Genomic DNA, 21,407 nt, shown 5'->3' with positions numbered 1-21,407 from the left:
GGGTTACAGTCAGTTACAAAATTTACCCGCGGTGTGGCACGACGTAAAGTAGGGGCGTTTAGACTTCTTTACTGAAGGCGGCCGTTCGGTGGATACTTCACTCGACAAAACTTTCGTACCCGGCTGTTACCGGGGTTTGTACACGCATCTGAGGTAGCCGGTTGCCGCGCCACGAAGGGAACAACATGAAGGGAGGGGTTTGGCCAAATGTGCGCCTGAGCGTGATTGCACTGGCGGTAGCCGGTACGCTCGCAGGATCACTGAGCCCGACGCTCGCCCATGCGCAGCCGCTCGCCGACAGAGCCGCGAGTGAACGCGCGCCCCACCCGGGCAATGGCCGAGCCAATCACCACAACATGGCCATCGATCATCCTGCATCAGACGTGATGATGCGCACCGTGGTTCCCCCCGATCTCGATCAACGCCGTCGCGACGGCCATATGACGCCCGAAGAGCGGCGTCTGCTACGTCAGCATATCGAAGACGCCGTGCGCGAGCTGTATAAGCGCTAGCCGAGCGCGGGCGTGGGTGCCCGGTTTGTGCCTGCGCAGAGGCATTTTCCATCCACGCAAACGTTCGCGTACCGGTGTGTTTCAAGGTGCTTGTGTCAAGCGATGCTTCCGGCCATGCCGGCTTGATGCCTGCGTGATATCCGCCCGATACGAATCGCGCCGCCTGAAAAATCCTGTTGCATCTTCAGCGTCAACTTCCTGTTCCGTTGTGCCGTTGAGCCGTCAGTGCATGGCCCATTTCGCCTGCACGTTTGCGCGAAAGCCTCGACGCGTGACGTCGTGAAAACACGGATCAGCGATCATGAAACTTCTTCGACGTGTTGGCTGCAAGCCGTGGTTTTTCGTTTCGACGACGGCACTGGCCGCATTGACCTACGGTGCAACGGACGCGCTCGCGCAGCAGCGCGTCGTGCACGGCGCGCATCGCGCGCCGGCGGCCGCGGCGACCGCATTGCCCGCGGCCGGAAGCGCGCAAAGCATTCTCGATCCCGACGACGCGCGCTTTTTTCTGACGCGTGTCGGCTTCGCGCCCGATAACGCCGAGCTCGCTCAATACGCGGGACTCACGCGTGAGCAGGCCGTCGACAAGCTGCTCGCGAGAACCCGAAGCGAAGCGCTCGTGCCGCCTCCCGACTGGATCGCCGAACCGATTCCGACCCGAGCCGAACGTCAGGCATGGACGCCGGAACAGCGCATCGAGCAACAACGCCTGCGTACCCAGCGTTACGAACTATTACGAGCATGGTGGCTGCGCGAGATGCTGAACACCCCTTCGCCGCTGACCGAACGCATGACGCTTTTCTGGCACAACCACTTCACGTCGGGGCTGGACAAGGTGCAGTTTCCGCAGCAGATGGCGCAGCAAAACATGTTGTTGCGTCGTCACGCGCTCGGTCATTTCGGCGAGCTGCTGCACGATGTCGCGAAAGACCCGGCCATGCTGCAATACCTCGATGGCGCGAGCAATCGCAAAGGCAATCCCAACGAAAATTTCGCGCGCGAAGTGATGGAGCTGTTCACGCTCGGCGAGGGGCATTACACGCAGCGCGACGTCGCGCAAGCCGCGCGCGCCTACACGGGCTGGAGTCTCGATCCCGATACGCAGACGTACGTGTGGCGCGCCAACCAGCATGACGACGGCGAGAAGACCGTGCTCGGGCAAACCGGTACGTTCGACGGCGATCAGGTGCTCGACATCCTGCTTGCACAGCCCGAAACGGCGACGTTCGTCACCACGAAGCTCTGGCGCGAATTCGTCTCCGACACGCCCGACCCCGCGCTCATCGAGCCGATTGCTGTGCAGTTTCGCGCGAGCCGCTACGACATCAAGGTCGCGCTGCGCGGGCTCTTTCTGAGCGACGCGTTCTGGAGCGACGACAATCGCGGCGTGCTCGTGAAGTCGCCGGTCGAGTTCGTGGTCGGCACGCTGCGCGCATTCGATATCGGCTACGACAACACCGAGCCGTTCGCCGCGCAGGTTCGCACGCTCGGCGAGAACCTGTTCTATCCGCCGAACGTCAGAGGCTGGCCGGGTGGCACGACGTGGATCAATAGCTCGACGCTGCTTGCGCGCAAGCAGTTCGTCGAGCAACTGTTTCGCGCGACCGAAACCGCGATGCCCGCGCGCATGAGCGCCCCGGCGAGCGCGAAGAACGAGGCGCGCGGCGCGCGGACAGCGGCAGCCAGTCAGGTAAGCGCGACGCCGCCACGCACGATGTCGATGGCGCGCAAGGGGCAGGGTGGCGTACGCTTTGACATCGCGAGCTGGCTTGCGCACTACAACACTTCACCGACCGTGAAGCTCGGGCTGTCGGCCGAATTGCAGTTGCAGCACGCGGTGCTGCCGTTCACGCCGGTGGATGCGATCGCAACCGATTCGACTGCGAGCGCGTATCTCGAAGCGTTGCTGATGGACCCGGCCTATCAGCTGAAGTAAGCGTTGAAGCAGGAATTGAAGCAGGAGTTCAAGCGAGCGGTGCCTGGAGATTGTCGGCGCCGGCCGCGCGGCGGTGAAACTCGCGCCGGCACAATCACGACGAGGTGCAGCATGAAACGACGCAGCTTTCTTTCGATGAGCGCGGCAGCGAGTGCCTCGCTATGGCTGCCGCGCGCGTTCGGCGCGGGGTTCTCCGATGCGCCGAATGTCGCGAGCGCGCCGGCTTCGACGGGGCGCGGCTACGACAATCTGCTGATCCTGATTGAGCTGAAAGGCGGCAACGACGGCTTGAACACTGTGATTCCGTTCGCCGATCCCACCTACTACGCGCTGCGCAAGAACATCGCCATCCGGCGCGAGCAGGCGATTCAACTCGACGAGCGCACTGCGCTGCACCCCGCGTTGCAGCCGCTCATGCCGCTGTGGCGCGGCGGCCAGCTCGCGATCGTGCAGGGCGTGAGCTACGCGCAGCCGAATCTTTCGCATTTCCGCTCGATCGAGATCTGGGACACGGCTTCGCGCTCCGATCAATATCTGCGCGACGGCTGGCTCACGCGCGCGTTCGCGATGAAGCCGGTGCCGGCCGGTTTTGCAGCCGATGGCGTGGTGATCGGCAGCGCCGAAATGGGGCCGCTCGCAAATGGCGCGCGCGCGATTGCGCTCGTCAATCCTGTGCAATTCGTCAGGGCGTCGCGGCTCGCGGTGCCGGTGTCCCTGCACGAGCGCAATCCGGAGCTCGCGCATATTCTCGACGTCGAAAACGACATCGTGAAAGCCGCGGACCGCCTGCGTCCAGTGCAGGGGCAGCCGCCATTGAAGACCGCGTTTCCGGGCGGCGCGTTCGGCAGTTCGATCAGAACGGCGATGCAGGTGCTCGCCGCGAGCGAGGCGGCGCAGCCGGTGCCCCCTGCCGGCACGCCGCGACGGCAGCCACGGGGCGGGCAGGGCGTGGCCGTGATCCGCCTGACGCTGAACGGTTTCGATACGCATCAGAACCAGCCGGGTCAGCAGGCCGCGCTGCTCAGGCAGTTCGCGGAAGGACTCGCGGCGATGCAGGCGGCGCTCGTCGAACTGGGCCGCTGGAACGATACGCTCGTGATGACGTATGCGGAGTTCGGGCGCCGTCCACGAGAGAACCAGAGCAACGGCACCGACCACGGCACGGTGGCACCGCATTTCGTGACGGGCGGCCGTGTGCGCGGCGGCCTGTATGGCGTGCCGCCGATGCTGGCGCGGCTCGATGGCAACGGCAATCTGCCGGTCGGCGTCGATTTTCGCGAGCTTTATGCGACGGTGCTCGGCCCCTGGTGGGGGCTCGATGCGCCGGCGATTCTGCAGCAGCGATTCGAGCCGCTGCCGCTGCTGCGCGTTTGAGTTGGCGCGGTCGGGGCCGTTCGGGTTTTGCGCGCGATCCGACGCACCTCGATGCTGCGTGCCGGTGTTGCGTTGCGGTGGCGTTCTGATTGCGGCGTTATCGCGGGCTTATTGCGGTTTTATCGAGTCGCCGCTGCGAGTTCGCCATGACCGTTCGTGCTGATTGATGTTGATTGGTGCTGACTGGAGCCTATTTGGCGCGCCAGGCGATCCAGAGCTTGCGGATCGGCGTCAACGCGATGCGTTGATGCAGCACGTGATAGCCGTCCCGTTCGATCTCGTCGAGCAACGCCAGGGCGAGCGCGGCCAGCGCGAGCAGCGTGCGCTGCGCGCGGCGCGCGCCGGCGGGCACTGCGGCGAGCGCGGTCTGCACCGCATCGCGCGCGCGGCTCGTTTCGAAGCGCATCAGCTCCGTGAACGCGTCGGTGTATTTGCGGTTGATCAGATCGGCCGCGGTGACGTTGAAGCGCTGCATCTCGTCGATCGGAATGTAGATGCGCCCGTGGCGTGCGTCGTTGCCCGTTTCCGCGACGAACTGCGCAAGCATCAGCGCCTCGCCGAGCGGCGCGGCCCAGTTCGAATCCGGTGCGGCGTCGTGGGCGGCAGGCGCCGCGGCGCGTGAAACCAGCGCCGCAAAGCTGCCGCCGACGCCGCGCACGTAGCGCCGCAGATTCGGATAGTCGAGATAGCGTGCCTGGTCGAGGTCCATCTCGAAGCCGCCGAGCAGTTCCTGCAATGCCGGATATTCCATCTTCACATCGGGCAGATACGCAGCCAGCGCCTTCGATACCGGATGCGACGGCGAGCCTCCGGCCAGCGCGGCGATTTCGTTTTGCCACCAGGCGAGCTTCGTGCGGCCGATGGTGGGGTCGCTCGTTTCCTTGACCGTCTCCTCGAACTCGCGGCGCAATGCGAAGAGCGCCGTCAACAGCGGCTGACTGGCCGCGCGCGCCTGGCGAAGCGCATAGTAGGTGCCCGATCCTGGCGGCGCCGCTTTCTGCTGGCAGTATTCGTCGAAATTCACTGGCTTGGCGTGTGAGGAAGGACTGACGGGAAGAGTGCTCGGCGGATGTCGCGGCGCCTTTGCATCGAGCCGAAAATTGTAGCATCGGCGCCGCTCGCGCAGATATCGGCAGGGGCAGACAAGCGCGAATCAATCGGTTAGAATCTCGCGCTTACGCTTTTGGGCGCGCCTTGTGCGTGCTTTTGAGCGAACAGGACAAGCGGGCAAGACGCATCGCGGCGTGCCCGGCTGCGAGGGTGGCGAAATTGGTAGACGCACCAGGTTTAGGTCCTGACGCCCGCAAGGGTGTAGGGGTTCGAGTCCCCTCCCTCGCACCATTTATCTGTAGCGAAAAACCCCGTCAAGTCTTTGGACCGACGGGGTTTTTTGTTTTGCGTTCAGGCTTTTTGTGCCTGGCTTGTCACACGGCCTCTGCCCGCGGTTGCATGCATGCGGGCGCGGGCGCTGTGCCAGGTGGCCGCTGGCGCCGAGCGAGCGCTGCAGGCGCGATTCAGGCGTCCGGCGTTCCCGGCTGCTGCTGCGAGCCTGGCAACTCCGCCTGAGCGGCGCCTTCGAGGAAACGGCGCGTCGATTCGAAAGCCTGCAGCATCTGATCCGGCCACGGCGTTTGCAGCATGACTGCCTGATGGTTTTCGAATGCCGACGACAGCAGTTTCGCCAGTTCGGGCGAACGAAGATGACGCAGCACGACGCTGAGCGCGATCGCTGTCGCCTGGCTCGCGCCGGCGGTCTGGAGTTCTGACGCGGTGAGTGCCGCGAGCTGTTTGTTGATGTCCACTACAACTTCCCTGGATGAAAAAACGAATGAAGGCGCGCTGGCCAAGGCCGGATTCTGACATGCGTGGCCGGTTGTCGCGCGGTGGCGCGTTATGCCCGCGCTTGCATTTGCACTTGCACTCGCCGCGCGTCGTGCAAGCGCTACTCGCGCGCTAGCATCGCATCGATGACCTTGTCGAGTGCGGTGCCGAACGCGGCTTTCTCGTCGTCGTCGAGACAGGCGAACATATCGCCGTTCCACCTGCGCGCGATCGGCATCACCTTGCGATACAGCGCGCGGCCCTCGGGCGTGAGCGACACCAGCACGACGCGGCCATCGTCGGCGCTCGGCTGCCGTTGCACGAGCCCCTGGCGGATCAGCGCTTCGGCGGCGCGGCTCGCCTGGCTTTTGTCGAGATTGGCGTGCCGCGCCAGTTCCATGATCGAGAACGGCCCGAACGAGCCCACCGACGCAATCACGCGCGCCTCGGGCAGCGTCACGCCGAGCTTCGCCTGATAGCGCTCGCCGATGCCGCGCTCGGCCAGTTTGGTCAGCACATGCAGACGGTACGTGAGGAACTGCTCGAGCCCGGCTTTAACGGAGTCCTTCATGGTCGTCCCGTAGTGAGTGGAGCGGTCGTGGCGTCGTGATTGTTGCCGCAGCCGTTGCGCGGGTCAACGCACGCCGTATTTCAATCGGGTCAGCTGTTCAGCTTCGTTGGCGAGCAGGCGTGCCGCATCGCGAATCGCCACGTCGAGCGTGATCGGCCCCGGTGCCGGCGAAAAGCAGCCGCTGAAGTGTTCGGCAAGGCGCGGCAACGCGGCGGGATCGACGGCGCCCGAGAGCAGCGTGGCGGGCACACCCGCGGCACGTGCATGGGCGCAGGCGATGAAGGGCGCCTTGCCGTGCAGCGTTTGCACGTCCGAGCGGCCTTCGCCCGTAATTAGCCAGTCGGCGCCCGCGAGCGCGGCATCGAGCCCGAGTTGCCGCGCGACCGTTTCCGCGCCGGGCTCGAACTGCGCGCCGAGCATGTGCAGTGCGAAGCCCAGGCCGCCGGCCGCGCCCGCGCCCGGCTGATCGCGCGCGGTGCGCCCGAGCGCGGCTTCGAGCAGATCGGCAAAACGCGCGAGCGCGGCGTTGATCGGTGCGACCTGTTCCGGTTTGACGCCTTTCTGTGGGCCGAAGACGGCGGTTGCGCCGTGCTCGCCGGTCAGCGGATTGTCCACGTCCGACATGCCGACGAAGTTCGTGTCGGCGAGCCGCGCGTCGAGTTGCGAAACGTCGACGCGCGCCACATGGGCGAGCTGTTCGGGCGTACCCTCGAGCTCGTTGTCCTGCGCGTCGAACAGCTTCAGGCCGAGGCCGGTCAGGAGACCCGCGCCGCCGTCGTTCGTGCTGCTGCCGCCCAGCGCAACGAAAAAGCGCCGCACGCCGGCATCGAGCAGCGCGCGAATCGCTTCACCCATGCCGTAGGTGCTGCGCGCCTCGACGGGCACGCCCATTCCCACGGGGTCCGTAATGCCGACGATCTCGGCCGTTTCGACGATCGCGCTGCCGTCCGCGAGCAAGCCCGTAAGCGCTTCACGCAAGGGGCCCGCCGCGCCGCGCACACTCAGCGAGCGGCGTTCGCCGCCGCTCGCGAGCATGGCGTCGAGCGTGCCTTCGCCGCCGTCGGCCATCGGGCAGATGCGCACGCTGGCGTCGGCGCGCGCGCGCTGGATGCCGGATGCAATCGCCTGCGCGACCTGTTCTGCGCTGAGCGAGCCTTTGAATGAATCGGGAGCGATGACGACGACGGGCGAGGGCGACGAGTTCGGCATGGTGTCTCTGAAAAATTTGAGTCGTTGTGAGCAATGGCGCGGCGGGTGAAGCGAGTCGGCGATGGGCAGGCCCAACCGAGGTCGTTAGCTTAGCAGCATGGGCGCGTCGGCTGAATATGTCGAACGGCATAGGCGGAATCGGCCGGAAAGACACGGCGGCCACATGCGCTCGAACGCAAGTTCGTCAAGCGCTCGCGCACGAGTACGAGGGGCTTGCTCGGCGACATCAGGAGGGCATTCGAAAAACGGCGCCATGCAGGCGAAAAACACCGCGAAATGGCCCGCAAAGCGGCCTGAATGCGGGGAAAAATCGATGCAATCATCGAATCCCGGCTAAGCGCGCAAATAGTTTGCTAAAATATTCGGCTCTTTGGACTCAACCGTGCTGCTGGCGGCCTGCAGCCCGCGGCGCAGGCGCGAGATCGATGCAATCGCGGCGCAATCGGCGCGAAGCGACATCGAGCAGCGGCACGGAGAAGATATAACTGATTCGCTCGAATAATTTTAGGACGATTGAAGCCATGGCAAACGTTGTTGAAAACCTCGGCAAGCTCGAACGCCGCGTGACGATTTCCCTGCCGAAGGATGCCGTGCAGAAGGAAGTGGATTCGCGTATCCGTCAACTCGCGAAGAACGTGCGCATGCCGGGTTTCCGCCCGGGCAAGGTGCCGCTCAAAATGGTGACGCAACAGTATTCGGGTCAGGTGGAAGCCGAAGTGCTGAGCGACAAGGTCGGCAAGGAATTCTTCGACATCAGCCGCACGGAGAACCTGCGCGTCGCGGGCCAGCCGAGCTTCGCGCCGAAGGCCGAGGCCGTGGAAGGCAGCTACGCGTTCGACGCGACCTTCGAGGTGTATCCGGAAGTGAAGCTGGGCGACGTCGCCGAGGCTGAAATCGAGCGCACCACGACCACGATCAGCGAAGAAGAAATCGACCGCACGCTGGACATCCTGCGCAAGCAGCGCGTGCACTTCCACGCTCGCGGCGAAGCCGGCGAGCACGGCGACGGCGGCGCGGACACGGCGGCTAAAGACGGCGACCGCGTGACGGTCGACTTCGTCGGCAAGCTCGACGGCGAAGCATTCCAGGGCGGCAGCGCCGAAGACTTCGCATTCGTGCTCGGCGAAGGCCGCATGCTGCCGGAGTTCGAAACGGCGGCGCTCGGCCTGAAGGTCGGCGAGGCGAAGGAATTCGACCTGAAGTTCCCGGACGACTACCACGGCAAGGACGTGGCGGGCAAGACGGCGCAATTCACGGTCACGATGAAGAAGATCGAGTGGGCGCACCTGCCGGAAGTCGACGCTGAATTCGCGAAGTCGCTCGGCATCGAAGACGGCGATCTGACCAAGATGCGCACCGAAATCAAGGACAACCTCGAACGCGAAGCGAAGCGTCGCACGCAAGCCATCGTCAAGAACCAGGTGATGGACGCGCTGCTGAAGATCTCGGAACTCGACGTGCCGAACGCGCTGATCGAACAGGATCAGGAGCGCCTCGTGGCGATGGCTCGCCAGGATCTGGAGCAGCGCGGCGTGCCGAACGCGAAGGACGCGCCGATCCCGGCCGCGATGTTCAAGGAGCAGGCAGAGCGTCGCGTCAAGCTGGGCCTCGTGCTGGCCGAACTCGTGAAGGCTAACGAACTGCAGGCGAAGCCGGAGCAGATCCGCGCCGAAGTCGACGAATTCGCGAAAAGCTACGAAGACCCGAAGGAAGTCGTCCGCTGGTATTATTCCAACCAGCAACGTCTTGCTGAAATGGAAGCGTACGTCGTTGAAGCCAACGTCGTCGATTTCGTCCTCGGCAAGGCCAAGGTAACGGACAAGGTGGTGAGCTTCGAAGAACTGGCAAACGCAACGGCGCAAGCTTAAGCGTCGCTGCAACGCGGCGTGCCGGCTGTCGGAGCGACGGCCCGCACGCCGTTTTTTTGTGCTGTGAAGATGCGTAGTGCCGCATGCGATCGCGCGGCGCGCACGCACCGATCGTGCACTTGAATACGGGCTCGTCGCACCAACCTGTCTAGCATCTACATCCAGAATATTTCCAGACAAGGATCCATTGCATGACCTTTCGCGCCCAAATGCTGGACACGTTGACCTCCCAGTCGTCCCGGGATCTCGAAGCGCAGGCACTCGGTCTGGTGCCGATCGTCGTGGAAACGAGCGGCCGGGGCGAGCGCTCGTACGATATCTATTCGCGTCTGCTGAAGGAACGCATCGTGTTCCTCGTGGGCGAAGTGAACGACCAGACGGCCAATCTCGTCGTCGCGCAGATGCTGTTTCTCGAAAGCGAGAATCCGGACAAGGACATCTCGTTCTACATCAACAGCCCCGGCGGCTCCGTGTCGGCGGGTATGGCGATCTACGATACGATGCAATTCATCAAGCCCGACGTGTCGACGCTGTGCATGGGGCTCGCGGCGAGCATGGGCGCGTTCCTGCTGGCAGCCGGCGCGAAGGGTAAGCGCTTTGCGCTGCCGAATTCGCGCGTGATGATTCACCAGCCGCTCGGCGGCGCGCGCGGCCAGGCGTCGGACATCGAAATCCAGGCACGCGAGATTCTGTATTTGAAGGATCGGCTGAATCATCTGCTCGCGCACCATACGGGTCAACCCGTGGAGCGCATCGCGCGCGACACGGATCGCGACAATTTCATGTCCGGCGATGATGCGCAAGCCTACGGTCTCGTCGATCAGGTCGCGCACAAGCGTCCTTGATCTGGTACGGTTTTGCTCCGCTGTTTTGTCCAGAATTGGGGCAAAAACGTCATCGGCTCGGTTGTGAAATGGTCAACATCCGTCCGGGCGTCTGCGGCAAACGCCGTTATCTTGCTCACTAGCCCTGTCTTGCCCGAACTGCGAGGCGGGGGCAAACGGCGTATCATGTAATCCGGTGTCCGGAGGCTCACACATCTATGGCGGACAAGAAAGGTTCTAACAGCGAAAAGCTGTTGTATTGCTCGTTTTGCGGCAAGAGCCAGCATGAGGTAAAGAAACTGATTGCTGGCCCGTCGGTGTTCATCTGCGATGAATGTATCGACCTGTGCAACGAGATCATTCGCGACGAAGCGGCGGGTGCGGGAATCGAGGCGGGCTTGTCGAAGTCCGACCTGCCGACTCCGCAGGAAATTCGCGAAATTCTCGATCAATACGTGATCGGCCAGGAGCGCGCGAAGAAGATTCTCGCCGTCGCGGTCTACAACCACTACAAGCGTCTCAAGCATCTCGACAAGAAAGACGAGATCGAACTCTCGAAGAGCAACATCTTGCTGATTGGCCCGACCGGCTCCGGCAAGACGCTGCTCGCGCAGACGCTGGCACGCCTTCTGAACGTCCCGTTCGTGATTGCCGACGCAACCACGCTGACGGAGGCCGGCTACGTCGGCGAAGACGTCGAGAACATCATTCAGAAGCTGCTGCAAAACTGCAATTACGAAGTGGACAAGGCGCAGCGCGGCATTGTCTACATCGACGAAATCGACAAGATCAGCCGCAAGTCCGACAACCCGTCCATCACGCGCGACGTGTCGGGCGAGGGCGTGCAGCAGGCTCTGCTGAAGCTGGTCGAAGGCACGATGGCATCGGTGCCGCCGCAAGGTGGCCGTAAGCATCCGAACCAGGACTTCATCCAGGTCGACACGACGAACATTCTGTTCATCTGCGGCGGCGCGTTCGACGGCCTCGAGAAGGTCATTGTCGATCGCACCGAGAAGACCGGCATCGGCTTCGGCGCCAGCGTGAAGAGCAAGCAGGACCGCGACGCCGGCGAAGTGCTGCGCGAAGTGGAACCGGAAGACCTGATCAAGTTCGGTCTGATTCCCGAGCTGATCGGCCGTCTGCCGGTGGTTGCCACGCTCGGCAAGCTCGACGAAGCGGCGCTGATGAAAATTCTCGTCGAACCGAAGAACGCGCTGGTCAAGCAGTATCACAAGCTCTTCAACATGGAGCGTGTCGAACTCGAGATCCGGCCCGCCGCGCTGCAGGCCGTGGCGCGCAAGGCGATCCGCCGCAAGACGGGCGCGCGGGGTCTGCGCTCCATTCTGGAACAGGCGTTGCTCGACGTGATGTACGACCTGCCGCAAATGAAAGGCGTCAGCAAGGTCATCATCGACGACAACGTCATCGATGGCGACGGCAAACCGCTGCTGATTTACGAAGACGCGCCGAAGGTCGCGGGTTCGAACTGATCGGCTTTAGAGTTCTGCAAAAAGGCCGTTCATGGCGACGTGAACGGCTTTTTCGTTTATCGTGTGGTCAGGCTGATTGTTTTCACTATGGAGTCATTGAATCTTCGGAGTCTCTGAACTTTTCCCACACGCGAAGGCTTGCAATATTTTCTGCTGGCCTCACCTATCGAACGAACTGATTCCACTCATGGGGAAATGAAATGTCAGGAACCCAACTCCTCCCGCCGGAACGCATTACGCTGCCGCTGCTCCCGCTGCGCGACGTAGTCGTTTTCCCGCACATGGTGATTCCGCTCTTCGTAGGCCGCCCGAAGTCGATCAAGGCTCTCGAAGCAGCGATGGAAGGCGGCAAGCACATCATGCTCGTCGCCCAGAAAACGGCTGCGAAAGACGAGCCGACCGAAAAGGACATGTACGAAGTAGGGTGTGTTGCCAACATCCTGCAGATGTTGAAGCTGCCCGACGGCACCGTGAAGGTGCTCGTCGAAGGCTTGCAGCGCGCGAAGACGCTTTCCATCGAAGAGCAGGAAACGCAATTCTCGTGCGAAGTCATGCCGCTCGAACCCGACCACGCCGACAGCGCTGAAACCGAAGCGCTGCGCCGCGCGATCGTGTCGCAGTTCGACCAGTATGTGAAGCTGAACAAGAAGATCCCGCCGGAGATCCTGACCTCGCTGTCGGGCATCGACGAGGCCGGGCGTCTTGCCGACACGATCGCGGCGCACCTGCCGCTCAAGCTCGACCAGAAGCAGCACATCCTCGAGATGTTCCCGGTGATCGAGCGGCTCGAGCATCTGCTCGCGCAACTCGAAGCCGAGATCGACATCCTGCAGGTCGAAAAGCGCATCCGCGGGCGCGTGAAGCGTCAGATGGAGAAGAGCCAGCGCGAGTACTACCTGAACGAACAGGTCAAGGCGATCCAGAAGGAACTCGGCGAAGGCGAGGAAGGTGCGGACCTCGAAGAACTCGAGAAACGCATCACGGCCGCGCGCATGCCGAAGGAAGCGAAGAAGAAGGCCGACGCCGAGCTGAAGAAGCTCAAGCTGATGTCGCCGATGTCGGCGGAAGCGACCGTCGTGCGCAACTATATCGACACGCTGATCGGCTTGCCGTGGCGCAAGAAGAGCAAGGTCAACAACGACCTCTCGAATGCAGAACGCGTGCTCGACGAAGACCACTTCGGTCTCGAGAAGGTGAAGGAACGCATTCTCGAATATCTCGCGGTCCAGCAACGTGTCGACAAGGTCAAGGCGCCGATCCTGTGCCTCGTCGGGCCCCCGGGCGTGGGCAAGACTTCGCTCGGCCAGTCGATCGCGCGCGCGACGAACCGCAAGTTCGTGCGCATGGCGTTGGGCGGCGTGCGTGACGAAGCCGAGATTCGTGGCCATCGTCGTACGTACATCGGCTCGATGCCGGGCAAGATCCTGCAGAGCCTGACCAAGGTCGGCGTGCGCAATCCGCTCTTCCTGCTCGACGAAGTCGACAAGATGGGCCAGGATTTCCGCGGCGATCCGTCGTCGGCGCTGCTCGAAGTGCTCGATCCGGAACAGAACCACACGTTCGCCGATCACTACGTCGAGGTCGACTTCGATCTGTCGGACGTGATGTTCGTGGCGACGTCGAACTCGCTGAACATTCCTCCGCCGCTGCTCGACCGGATGGAAGTGATCCGTCTGTCGGGTTATACGGAAGACGAGAAGGTCAGCATCGCGCAGCGTTACCTGTTGCCGAAGCAGAAGAAGAACAACGGTCTCAAGGATGGCGAGATAGAAGTGACGGAAACCGCGATCCGCGACATCATTCGCTACTACACGCGTGAAGCGGGCGTGCGTTCGCTCGAGCGTGAGGTGTCGAAGATCTGTCGCAAGGTCGTGAAGATGCTTCTGCTGAAGAAGGCCGAAGGCGCGGTGAAGGTCGACGGCAGTAACCTCGACACCTTCCTCGGCGTGCGCAAGTACGACTTCGGTCTGGCCGCGAAGGAAAATCAGGTGGGCCAGGTCACGGGTCTCGCGTGGACGGAAGTGGGCGGCGATCTGCTGACCATCGAAGCCGCAGTGATGCCGGGCAAGGGCAATGTGATCCGCACGGGTTCGCTCGGCGACGTGATGAAGGAATCCGTCGAAGCGGCGCGCTCGGTTGTGCGTTCGCGTTCGCGTCGTCTTGGCATCAAGGACGAAGCGTTCGAGAAGCAGGACATTCACATCCACGTGCCGGAAGGCGCGACGCCGAAAGATGGTCCTTCGGCCGGTATCGCGATGACGACCGCGCTGGTGTCGGTGCTGACCGGTATTCCGGTGCGTGCCGATGTCGCGATGACGGGTGAAATCACGTTGCGTGGCGAAGTGCTGCCGATCGGCGGCCTGAAGGAGAAGCTGCTCGCGGCGCATCGCGGCGGCATCAAGCTCGTGCTGATTCCGGAGGAGAACGTCAAGGACTTGACCGAGATTCCGGACAACGTGAAGAACGCGATCGAAATCGTGCCGGTCCGCTGGATCGACAAGGTGCTCGAACTGGCGCTCGAACGTGTGCCGCAACCGTTGCCAGAAGAAGAGCCGAAGCCGGCAGCGCCTGTCGCGGCCGAGCCAGGCAAGGATTCCGCAACGGAAGTCGTGAAGCACTGACGCTCGCGAGAACGCGCTAAAGCATTCGGTTGCGAAGTGCTCGGCTGAAGCAAAAAACCCGCGGTTACGGCCGCGGGTTTTTTATTGCCTGCGTGAAGTTCATAAAGTCCCGTGAGTGTCTTGCACGCTCACCTCAAAGAGACGCTGAAAGCGCGAACAGCGATTCATCGCAAACACGCACGCCATCGAGCCAGCCGTCGCAATATCGGCTGATCGAAAAGCCCTTCCCAAACAGCGCTCATCCGGCTCAACCCCGCTTGACACGAGGGTTTCGGCTAATTCTAATGAGCCGGCCCGGCATTGCCGCCGGTCGCGTGAAGCAGGCGCTGGAAAGCGCCATCACGATTCCATACACATTCTCGGGGGACAGGAATGAACAAGACGGAATTGATCGATCACATTGCGCAGCAGGCCGATATTTCGAAAGCTGCGGCAGGCCGTGCACTCGATGCCGTGATTACCGGCGTCAAAGGTACGTTGAAGAAGGGCGATTCGGTGACGCTGGTCGGTTTTGGCACGTTCGCAGTCGGCAGGCGTATTGCGCGCACCGGTCGGAATCCGCGCACTGGCGCCGAGATCAACATCAAGGCCGCGAAAGTTCCCAAATTTAGGCCTGGCAAAGCGCTGAAGGATGCGCTAAACTAACCGGCTTGCTGCTTGAGGAATCGCCTGAAATAGGTTGCTTGATCGGATCGCGGATCGGGCGCGTAAATCGGCATAAACATCGGCAGCAAGGAATGAAGCACTGAATCACGAAACGGGTGCTTAGCTCAGTTGGTAGAGCGGCGCCCTTACAAGGCGTAGGTCGGGAGTTCGAGCCTCTCAGCACCCACCAGTTTCATGATTCGGCAGCCGTATTTCAGGCAGCGAATGCAGCAAAAGCGCAGTATAAGGAGTGGTAGTTCAGTCGGTTAGAATACCGGCCTGTCACGCCGGGGGTCGCGGGTTCGAGTCCCGTCCACTCCGCCAGTATCCACGAAAGGCGAACTCCGGTTCGCCTTTTTTATTGCCCGCTGTTGTAAGATCGGGCGTTCTGTTTTTGGCCCCCCTCACGCATGCTCGATTTCTTCCGCAACCACCAACGCCTGATGATGTTCATGCTCGTCCTCGTCATTCTGCCGGGGCTGGGTTTTGTGGGTATTCAGGGTTTCCGCGGCTTCTTTGACGAGAGCACGAACGTCGCAAGCGTCAACGGTCACAAGATCACTCGCGTGGAGTACGACGACGCGATGCGTCAGCAGCTCGACCGCGCGCGTCAGATGCTCGGCGCGCAGTTCGACATGAAGGCGTTCGATACGCCGGAGCGCCGTCGCGAGATGCTCGACGGCATGATCGAGCAGCGCGTGCTAGCCGACGAAACGCAGCGCCTGCACCTGACCGCATCGGATGAAGCCGTGCGCCGCGCGTTGCTGGCCGACCCGGTGATTTCGTCGCTGAAGAATCCCGACGGCTCGATCGACCTCGACCGCTACAAGCAACTGCTCGCGATGCAGGGCATGACGCCCGACCAGTACGACGAGCGCGTGCGCTACAGCCTGTCGATGCAGCAGCTGCCCGCGAGCATTCAGGCAAGCTCGTTCACCTCGAAGACGCTCGCGCAGCATCTGACCGAGCTGGCCGAGCAGCAGCGTGAAGTGCAGGGCATCGCGTTCCATCCGCGTGACTATGCCGCGCAGATCCAGCCGACCGACGCGCAACTGCAGGCGTATTACGACGCGCATCGTAACGATTTCGCGACGCCGGCCACCGCGACGATCCAGTACATCGTGATGTCGCCGGCCGCGCTCAGCGCATCGGCACAACCGAGCGACGCGGACCTGAAGAAATACTACGACGACAACATCGCGCACTTCCGCACCGAAGGCGAAGTGCGTGCGAGCCATATCCTGATCGCGGCGCCGAAAGACGCGAGCGCGGCCGACAAGGCCAAGGCGAAGCAGAAGGCCGAAGAGTTGCTCGCACAAGTCAAGGCGCATCCCGACCAGTTCGCGCAGATCGCCCAACAGAACTCGCAGGACCCGGGCTCGGCAGCGAAGGGCGGCGATCTCGGCTACTTCGGCCGCGGCATGATCGCGGGTGGCCAGGCGTTCGACGATGCGGTGTTCGCGCTGAAGAAAGACGAGATCAGCGGCATCGTGCAGACCGATTTCGGTTTCCACATCGTCAAGGTGACGGACGTGAAGCCGGCGGTCACGAAGCCGTTCGACGAAGTGAAGGACCAGATCGCCGGCGAGCTGAAGACGCAACTGGCGGCCAAGGTGTTCACCGACAACTCGGAAGGCTTCACGTCGCTCGTCTACGAAAAGGCGAAGAGCCTGCAGCCGGCCGCCGACAAGTACAAGCTGCAGGTACAGACCGCGACGGTCACGCCGCAGCCGGACCCGAAGCTGCCGCCCGACAGCCCGCTGAACAACGCGAAGTTCCTCGCAGCCGTGTTCGCGAGCGATTCGGTGTCCGCACACAACAACACACAGGCGATCGACGTCGGCGGCAACACGCTGATCGCCGCGCACGTCACCGACTACAAGCCCGCCGCGGTGCCGGCATTCGATGTCGTCAAGGATGCGGTGCGCCAGAAGGTGATCGCGGTCCAGTCGAACGAGGCCGCGCACAAGGATGGCGCCGCGAAGCTGGCCGAGTTCGAGAAGTCGAAGACGACGGCGGGTTTCTCCTCGCCGCTGAAGGTGTCGCGCAACGACTCGCAGGGCGTGCCGCCCGCCGCACTGAGTGCAATCTACAAGGCGGATGCGCAGAAATTGCCGGCCTACGTCGGTGTCGATCTCGGCGACGATGGCTATGCGATCTATCGCGTCAACCAGGTCGTGGCCGCCGCGCCGGCCGATCCGCAGCGTCTTGCCGCGGCGCAGCAGCAGATCGCGCAGATCGACGCGCAGTCGCAGTCGGAAGCCTTCGTGAAGGCGCTGCGCGAGCGCTCGAAGGTGAAGTACTACGGCTCGCTCGACAGCAGCGCGCAGACGGGCGACCAGTAAGCGGCGCTCGCCAGGGCAGAGCAAAACGAAGCACAGCAAAGCGCCCCGCAGCGTTTTGCACCTACAAAAAAGCCCCGCAATCGCGGGGCTTTTTCATTGGCCGATAGCGCGGGAAGCATGCACGGTGAGTCACGCAACGCGCGGCCTCATCCCCGCTTCATAGCGTCACCTCACAGCCTCACCTCACAAACATCCGCTGATCGCGCCGGTGGCCTCGCTGCCGGCCGCGCCATTGGAGCGGAAACCGACCCACGTGCCCTTGCCGCTGTACGACGGACGCACCACCGCGGCCGCGCCGTTAGGCGGCTGCTGGCCCGGCACGTAGACGTCCACGGCCTGGTCGTTGGCGAGGGTGTTCTGCGAGACCACCTGTTGTTGCGAAGCGTCCGCCCATTTCTGCGCGATGCAGCTGGCGACGGCGCCGGGCGGCTGCTGGCTTTGGCCGACGGATTGAACGCCGGCCGGCGGTTGGGCGGCACAGGCCGAAAGGGCAACGGTCAAAGCGATTAACGGTAGATATTTCACGTTATCTCCTCAGGAGTCGCTCGGGAAGCGAGCCGGGTCGCACGGGATTGCGGGAGTATCGGGACGACTCCGGCGATCCGTGTTCCCCAAGTTCCGGAAACAAGTCGTTGGCAGTTTTCAGTGCGGCGAACTTGTGCGAAGGAGTGGCTTGACAGCGGGCCACACGTTGTTGAGTAGCAGGGGCTGTGCCTGCACCGCCGGATGAATCTGGTCGGCCTGGAACATCTCCGGTTTGTCCGCGATGCCGGCGAGCAAAAACGGCACGAGCGGCACGTTAAACTCCTTCGACAGCTGGCCGTACAGACCATGGAACTTCTGCGTGTAGTCGGGGCCGTAATTGGGTGGGACGTACATGCCGATCAGCACGACCTTCGCGTGACCCTGCTGCGCCTGTTCGATGATCGTGCGCAGGTTGTCCGCGGTCGTGGAGAGCGGCACGCCGCGCAAGGCGTCGTTGGCGCCGAGCTCGACGATCACGATGCTCGGCTTCAGACGCAGCATCAGCTCGGGCATGCGCGCCCGTCCACCGCTCGTGGTGTCGCCGCTGATGCTTGCATTGGCAACGCTATAATCGATGCGCTTTTCGGCGAGCCGCTGGCGCATCAACGCAACCCAGCCCGTGTCGCGAGGCAGGCCGTATTCGGCGGAGATGCTGTCGCCGAGCACGACGATCACGGGCTTCGCGGGTTCCGGCGCATTGGCCGCATGCGCCGGCGAGGACATCGAAAACACGGCGGCAGCCATCAGGGTCGCGCCGAATGCCGCAGTCAGCGCCGCGGCGCGAGGGGCGATGGCGCGCACTTTCAACCTACGCTTCACCATGCCAAACAGAACTGATCCAGTCATTGAAGTGCGGGGTTTGTGCAAGAGGGTTAAGGATGCGACGGGCGAACTGACGATTCTCGACGACATCGATCTTGCCATCGACGCCGGCAGCAGCGTGGCGATCGTCGGTGCATCCGGCTCGGGCAAGTCTACGCTGCTCGGCTTGCTCGCGGGATTGGACAGCGCGAGTTCGGGCTCGGTTCGGCTGCTTGGCCGCGAACTCACCGAATTGAGCGAGGACGAGCGCGCCGCGCTGCGCAGCGGCTCGGTCGGTTTCGTGTTCCAGTCATTCCAGTTGATGCCGCATCTGACCGCGCTCGAAAACGTCACGTTGCCGCTCGAACTGCAAGGCGGCATCGGCACGCGCGAGGCCGCGGCGCGTGCGCGTCATCTGCTCGAACAGGTAGGGCTCGGGCAGCGTACCGGTCATTATCCGAAGCTCCTGTCGGGCGGCGAGCAGCAGCGCGTCGCGCTCGCGCGCGCGTTCGTCACGCATCCGGCCATCCTGTTCGCCGACGAACCGACCGGCAGCCTCGACGCCGCCACCGGCCACGCGGTGATCGATCTGATGTTCGAGATGAATCGCGCGAACGGCGCGACGCTCGTGCTCGTCACGCACGATATCGAACTCGCGCGCCGTTGCGACACGACGGTGACGATCGAAGCGGGGCGGCTGGCGTGAGCCGCGCATCGGCGTAACCGGACCCGAAGGCGGTCGATGCAAAAACAAAGCGGGCTATAGCAGCCCGCTTTGTTATTCCGCTTCAGGACGTGTATCCGCTTCGCGGCGCGTGGCCCGAGCGCATGATGTTCGCACTCGCACTCGCACTCGCACTCGCACTCGAACCCGCACCGAACCCCACGCCATCCACGCCCGATGCTTCAGCGCTTCAACGCCGCGCGCGCCCGTGCGATCAACTCCGACGTCGACGAATCATGCTGCTTCACGTCGGCGCTCGCCGCGCCCAGATCGGCCTCGACGACCTTGCCGAGAATCTTGCCCAGCTCGACGCCCCACTGATCGAACGGATTGATGTTCCACACCGAGGCCTGCACGAGCACCTTATGCTCGTAGAGCGCGATCAACGCGCCGAGCGTGCGCGCGGTGAGCGCATCGACGAGCAGCGTCGCGGTCGGACGGTTGCCGGGGAACGTGAGGTGCGGCGCGAGTTCGGGCTTGTCCGGGCCGGCCACCTTCTTCGCTTCGTCGAGCGTACGGCCGAGCATCAGCGCTTCGCTCTGCGCGAAGCAGTTCGCGAGCAGTTTCGGATGATGGCTCGCAAGCGGATGCTCGGGCGTCAACACCGCGATGAAATCGATCGGCACGATCGTCGGGCCCTGGTGCAGCATCTGGAAGAACGCGTGCTGACCGTTCGTGCCCGGCTCGCCCCACGTGACGGCCGAGGTCGGATAGTCGACCATCGCGCCGTCGAGCCGCGCGGACTTGCCGTTGCTTTCCATTTCGAGCTGCTGCAGATACGAGGGCAGGAAATGCAGCGCTTCCGAATACGGCGCAACGAGGTAGCTTTGCGAGCCGAAGAAGTTGCGATACCAGATGCCGATCATGCCGAGCAGCACCGGCAGGTTCTTTTCGAGCGGTGCGCTGCGGAAATGCTGGTCCATCTCGTTGGCGCCGGCGAGCAGTTCGTCGAACTGCCGCGGGCCGACCGCGATCATGATCGACAGACCCACGGCCGACCATAGCGAATAGCGGCCGCCGACCCAGTCCCACATCGAGAACACGTTCTCTTTCGCGATGCCGAACCTGACCACTTCCGCCGTATTGGCCGACACGCCGACGAAGTGCTTCGCAAGCGCGCTTTCCGGGCAGCCTTTCTCGACGAACCAGTCGCGCAGCGAGCGCGCGTTGGTCATCGTTTCGAGCGTCGTGAAGGTCTTGGAGACGATGATCGCGAGCGTTTCTTCGGGATCGATCTGCTGCATCACGTTGTAGAGGTCGGCGCCGTCGACGTTCGACACGAAGTGCGTGTCGATCTCGGGCGTCGCGAGATGATGCAGCGCGTGCACGACCATCTTCGGTCCGAGGTCCGAGCCGCCGATGCCGATGTTCACGACGTGGCGAATCCGCTTGCCGGTAGAGCCGGTCCACTGGCCGTTGCGCACCTGTTCGGCGAACGCGGCCATTTTGGCGCGCTCGGCCTGTACCTCGGCGAAGAACGGCGCGTTCGGATCGGTGGCGCGCAAGGCGGTGTGCAGCGCGGCGCGGCCTTCGGTGGGGTTCACCACCTCGCCCGCGAACATCGCGTCGCGGCGCTTTTCAACGCCGGCTTCGCGCGCGAGCTGCACGAGCAGCTTCAGGGTTTCGTCGGTGATGCGGTGTTTCGAGAAATCGGCCGCGAGACCGCCGCCGCCGAACGTGAGGCGCTCGGCGCGAGTGGGGGCGGGATCGTTCTCGGGGGCGAACCAGTCGCGCAGATGCGCATCGCGAATCTTCTCGTAATGCGTCTGCAGCGAGGACCAGGAGGGGAGCGAGTTCTGGGTCATAGCGTCCGTCTAACCAAGGGGCACGAGGAAAAGGCGCGCGCCTGAAGCGCGGCCGAGAGTGATGCGACGATGCAGTCAGAGCGATGCCGCGCGGCCGGGTTCGGATCGGAAGAGCACACGTCGGATTTGTCGGTAGTGGGGTGTTTCGAGAAATCGGCCGCGAGACCGCCGCCGCCGAACGTGAGGCGCTCGGCGAGAGTGGGGGCGGAATCGTTCTCGGGGGCGAACCAGTCGCGCAGATGCGCATCGCGAATCTTCTCGTAATGCGTCTGCAGCGAGGACCAGGAGGGGAGCGAGTTCTGGGTCATAGCGTCCGTCTAACCAAGGGGCACGAGG

At 63.2% G+C, this 21,407-nt stretch carries 17 protein-coding genes, 3 tRNA genes and 1 pseudogene; 13 read left to right on the top strand and 8 right to left on the bottom strand.

The annotated features are described in order from the left end of the window. Nucleotides 1-185 precede the first annotated feature (185 nt). The 3 genes from G3N58_RS19445 (at nucleotide 186) to G3N58_RS19435 (ending at nucleotide 3,822) form a co-directional block, all read left to right on the top strand. Nucleotides 186-512 carry a hypothetical protein gene (locus G3N58_RS19445; RefSeq protein ID WP_167038688.1) on the top strand — a complete coding sequence of 109 codons (327 nt, stop codon included), beginning with the start codon at nucleotides 186-188 and terminating at the stop codon, nucleotides 510-512. 301 nt (nucleotides 513-813) lie between these two features. Further along, nucleotides 814-2,448, top strand: coding sequence for a DUF1800 domain-containing protein (locus tag G3N58_RS19440; RefSeq protein ID WP_205999956.1), 1,635 nt, complete (start codon nucleotides 814-816; stop codon nucleotides 2,446-2,448). A gap of 111 nt (nucleotides 2,449-2,559) precedes the next feature. Further along, complete coding sequence (locus G3N58_RS19435; protein ID WP_167038383.1) at nucleotides 2,560-3,822, top strand: DUF1501 domain-containing protein; 1,263 nt, start codon at nucleotides 2,560-2,562, stop codon at nucleotides 3,820-3,822. A gap of 190 nt (nucleotides 3,823-4,012) precedes the next feature. Here the strand turns inward: G3N58_RS19435 and G3N58_RS19430 are convergent, their stop codons facing one another. Then, nucleotides 4,013-4,846 (bottom strand): squalene/phytoene synthase family protein, encoded by an 834-nt coding sequence (locus G3N58_RS19430; RefSeq protein ID WP_167038381.1) that lies wholly within the window; start codon nucleotides 4,844-4,846, stop codon nucleotides 4,013-4,015. 230 nt (nucleotides 4,847-5,076) lie between these two features. On the opposite strand from G3N58_RS19430, the gene G3N58_RS19425 reads away from it, so the two are divergent. Next, a tRNA-Leu gene (locus G3N58_RS19425) sits at nucleotides 5,077-5,163 on the top strand. A gap of 173 nt (nucleotides 5,164-5,336) precedes the next feature. On the opposite strand, the gene G3N58_RS19420 is transcribed toward G3N58_RS19425, so the two are convergent. The 3 genes from G3N58_RS19420 to G3N58_RS19410 all read right to left on the bottom strand — a co-directional run bounded on the left by G3N58_RS19420 (nucleotide 5,337) and on the right by G3N58_RS19410 (nucleotide 7,423). Then, on the bottom strand, nucleotides 5,337-5,624 hold the full coding sequence (locus G3N58_RS19420) for a hypothetical protein (RefSeq protein WP_167038285.1): 288 nt from the start codon (nucleotides 5,622-5,624) through the stop codon (nucleotides 5,337-5,339). Between the two features lie 140 nt (nucleotides 5,625-5,764). After that, nucleotides 5,765-6,214 (bottom strand): MarR family transcriptional regulator, encoded by a 450-nt coding sequence (locus G3N58_RS19415; protein WP_167038283.1) that lies wholly within the window; start codon nucleotides 6,212-6,214, stop codon nucleotides 5,765-5,767. A gap of 63 nt (nucleotides 6,215-6,277) precedes the next feature. After that, nucleotides 6,278-7,423, bottom strand: a complete 1,146-nt coding sequence (locus G3N58_RS19410; RefSeq protein ID WP_167282887.1) for a glycerate kinase — start codon at nucleotides 7,421-7,423, stop codon at nucleotides 6,278-6,280. 521 nt (nucleotides 7,424-7,944) lie between these two features. Here G3N58_RS19410 and tig point away from each other — a divergent pair. From tig to G3N58_RS19370, 8 genes are all read left to right on the top strand, one after another. Continuing rightward, complete coding sequence (gene tig / locus G3N58_RS19405) at nucleotides 7,945-9,291, top strand: trigger factor (RefSeq protein ID WP_167038279.1); 1,347 nt, start codon at nucleotides 7,945-7,947, stop codon at nucleotides 9,289-9,291. 191 nt (nucleotides 9,292-9,482) lie between these two features. Continuing rightward, complete coding sequence (clpP, locus tag G3N58_RS19400; protein ID WP_167038277.1) at nucleotides 9,483-10,136, top strand: ATP-dependent Clp endopeptidase proteolytic subunit ClpP; 654 nt, start codon at nucleotides 9,483-9,485, stop codon at nucleotides 10,134-10,136. A gap of 197 nt (nucleotides 10,137-10,333) precedes the next feature. Then, entirely contained in the window at nucleotides 10,334-11,605 is a 1,272-nt protein-coding gene (clpX, locus tag G3N58_RS19395; protein ID WP_085481416.1) for an ATP-dependent Clp protease ATP-binding subunit ClpX, read from the top strand. 200 nt (nucleotides 11,606-11,805) lie between these two features. Continuing rightward, nucleotides 11,806-14,226 carry an endopeptidase La gene (gene lon / locus G3N58_RS19390; protein ID WP_167038274.1) on the top strand — a complete coding sequence of 807 codons (2,421 nt, stop codon included), beginning with the start codon at nucleotides 11,806-11,808 and terminating at the stop codon, nucleotides 14,224-14,226. A 372-nt stretch (nucleotides 14,227-14,598) separates the two neighbouring features. Beyond that, nucleotides 14,599-14,871: an HU family DNA-binding protein gene (locus G3N58_RS19385; protein ID WP_167038272.1), complete on the top strand. Its 273-nt coding sequence runs from the start codon at nucleotides 14,599-14,601 to the stop codon at nucleotides 14,869-14,871. Nucleotides 14,872-14,985: 114 nt separating this feature from the next. After that, a tRNA-Val gene (locus tag G3N58_RS19380) sits at nucleotides 14,986-15,061 on the top strand. 57 nt (nucleotides 15,062-15,118) lie between these two features. After that, nucleotides 15,119-15,195, top strand: a tRNA-Asp gene (locus tag G3N58_RS19375). Nucleotides 15,196-15,281: 86 nt separating this feature from the next. Next, nucleotides 15,282-17,216 carry a SurA N-terminal domain-containing protein gene (locus G3N58_RS19370; RefSeq protein ID WP_205999955.1) on the top strand — a complete coding sequence of 645 codons (1,935 nt, stop codon included), beginning with the start codon at nucleotides 15,282-15,284 and terminating at the stop codon, nucleotides 17,214-17,216. 183 nt (nucleotides 17,217-17,399) lie between these two features. On the opposite strand, the gene G3N58_RS19365 is transcribed toward G3N58_RS19370, so the two are convergent. Together G3N58_RS19365 and G3N58_RS19360 are read right to left on the bottom strand one after the other, a co-directional pair. Then, complete coding sequence (locus G3N58_RS19365; RefSeq protein ID WP_167282886.1) at nucleotides 17,400-17,741, bottom strand: hypothetical protein; 342 nt, start codon at nucleotides 17,739-17,741, stop codon at nucleotides 17,400-17,402. Between the two features lie 117 nt (nucleotides 17,742-17,858). Next, the gene (locus tag G3N58_RS19360) at nucleotides 17,859-18,563 is read right to left on the bottom strand and encodes an arylesterase (RefSeq protein ID WP_167282885.1); all 705 of its coding nucleotides are present in this window, start codon (nucleotides 18,561-18,563) and stop codon (nucleotides 17,859-17,861) included. Between G3N58_RS19360 and G3N58_RS19355 the strand changes: the two genes are divergently transcribed. After that, a complete protein-coding gene (locus tag G3N58_RS19355) occupies nucleotides 18,562-19,248 on the top strand; it encodes an ABC transporter ATP-binding protein (protein ID WP_167038264.1) in 687 nt (228 codons plus the stop codon). The genes G3N58_RS19360 and G3N58_RS19355 overlap by 2 nt on opposite strands. 200 nt (nucleotides 19,249-19,448) lie before the next feature. Here the strand turns inward: G3N58_RS19355 and pgi are convergent, their stop codons facing one another. Both pgi and G3N58_RS19345 read right to left on the bottom strand, forming a co-directional pair. Next, nucleotides 19,449-21,071: a glucose-6-phosphate isomerase gene (gene pgi, locus G3N58_RS19350; RefSeq protein WP_205999954.1), complete on the bottom strand. Its 1,623-nt coding sequence runs from the start codon at nucleotides 21,069-21,071 to the stop codon at nucleotides 19,449-19,451. Between the two features lie 122 nt (nucleotides 21,072-21,193). After that, nucleotides 21,194-21,379, bottom strand: a pseudogene (locus G3N58_RS19345) (glucose-6-phosphate isomerase); the annotation flags it as partial. Between the last annotated feature and the right edge of the window lie 28 nt (nucleotides 21,380-21,407).

This window comes from Paraburkholderia sp. Ac-20342 (assembly GCF_017104985.1).
Lineage (GTDB): Bacteria > Pseudomonadota > Gammaproteobacteria > Burkholderiales > Burkholderiaceae > Paraburkholderia.
Note: the sequence above shows the minus strand (reverse complement) of the source record. Positions and strands in the feature narration are given on the sequence as shown.

Coding starts and splice junctions, on each gene's coding strand:
- G3N58_RS19445 (WP_167038688.1), top strand. CDS start 186: ATGAAGGGAGGGGTTTGGCCAAATGTGCGCCTGAGCGTGATTGCACTG.
- G3N58_RS19440 (WP_205999956.1), top strand. CDS start 814: ATGAAACTTCTTCGACGTGTTGGCTGCAAGCCGTGGTTTTTCGTTTCG.
- G3N58_RS19435 (WP_167038383.1), top strand. CDS start 2,560: ATGAAACGACGCAGCTTTCTTTCGATGAGCGCGGCAGCGAGTGCCTCG.
- G3N58_RS19415 (WP_167038283.1), bottom strand. CDS start 6,214: ATGAAGGACTCCGTTAAAGCCGGGCTCGAGCAGTTCCTCACGTACCGT.
- G3N58_RS19410 (WP_167282887.1), bottom strand. CDS start 7,423: ATGCCGAACTCGTCGCCCTCGCCCGTCGTCGTCATCGCTCCCGATTCA.
- tig (WP_167038279.1), top strand. CDS start 7,945: ATGGCAAACGTTGTTGAAAACCTCGGCAAGCTCGAACGCCGCGTGACG.
- clpP (WP_167038277.1), top strand. CDS start 9,483: ATGACCTTTCGCGCCCAAATGCTGGACACGTTGACCTCCCAGTCGTCC.
- clpX (WP_085481416.1), top strand. CDS start 10,334: ATGGCGGACAAGAAAGGTTCTAACAGCGAAAAGCTGTTGTATTGCTCG.
- lon (WP_167038274.1), top strand. CDS start 11,806: ATGTCAGGAACCCAACTCCTCCCGCCGGAACGCATTACGCTGCCGCTG.
- G3N58_RS19385 (WP_167038272.1), top strand. CDS start 14,599: ATGAACAAGACGGAATTGATCGATCACATTGCGCAGCAGGCCGATATT.
- G3N58_RS19370 (WP_205999955.1), top strand. CDS start 15,282: ATGCTCGATTTCTTCCGCAACCACCAACGCCTGATGATGTTCATGCTC.
- G3N58_RS19355 (WP_167038264.1), top strand. CDS start 18,562: ATGCCAAACAGAACTGATCCAGTCATTGAAGTGCGGGGTTTGTGCAAG.
- G3N58_RS19360 (WP_167282885.1), bottom strand. CDS start 18,563: ATGGTGAAGCGTAGGTTGAAAGTGCGCGCCATCGCCCCTCGCGCCGCG.
- pgi (WP_205999954.1), bottom strand. CDS start 21,071: ATGACCCAGAACTCGCTCCCCTCCTGGTCCTCGCTGCAGACGCATTAC.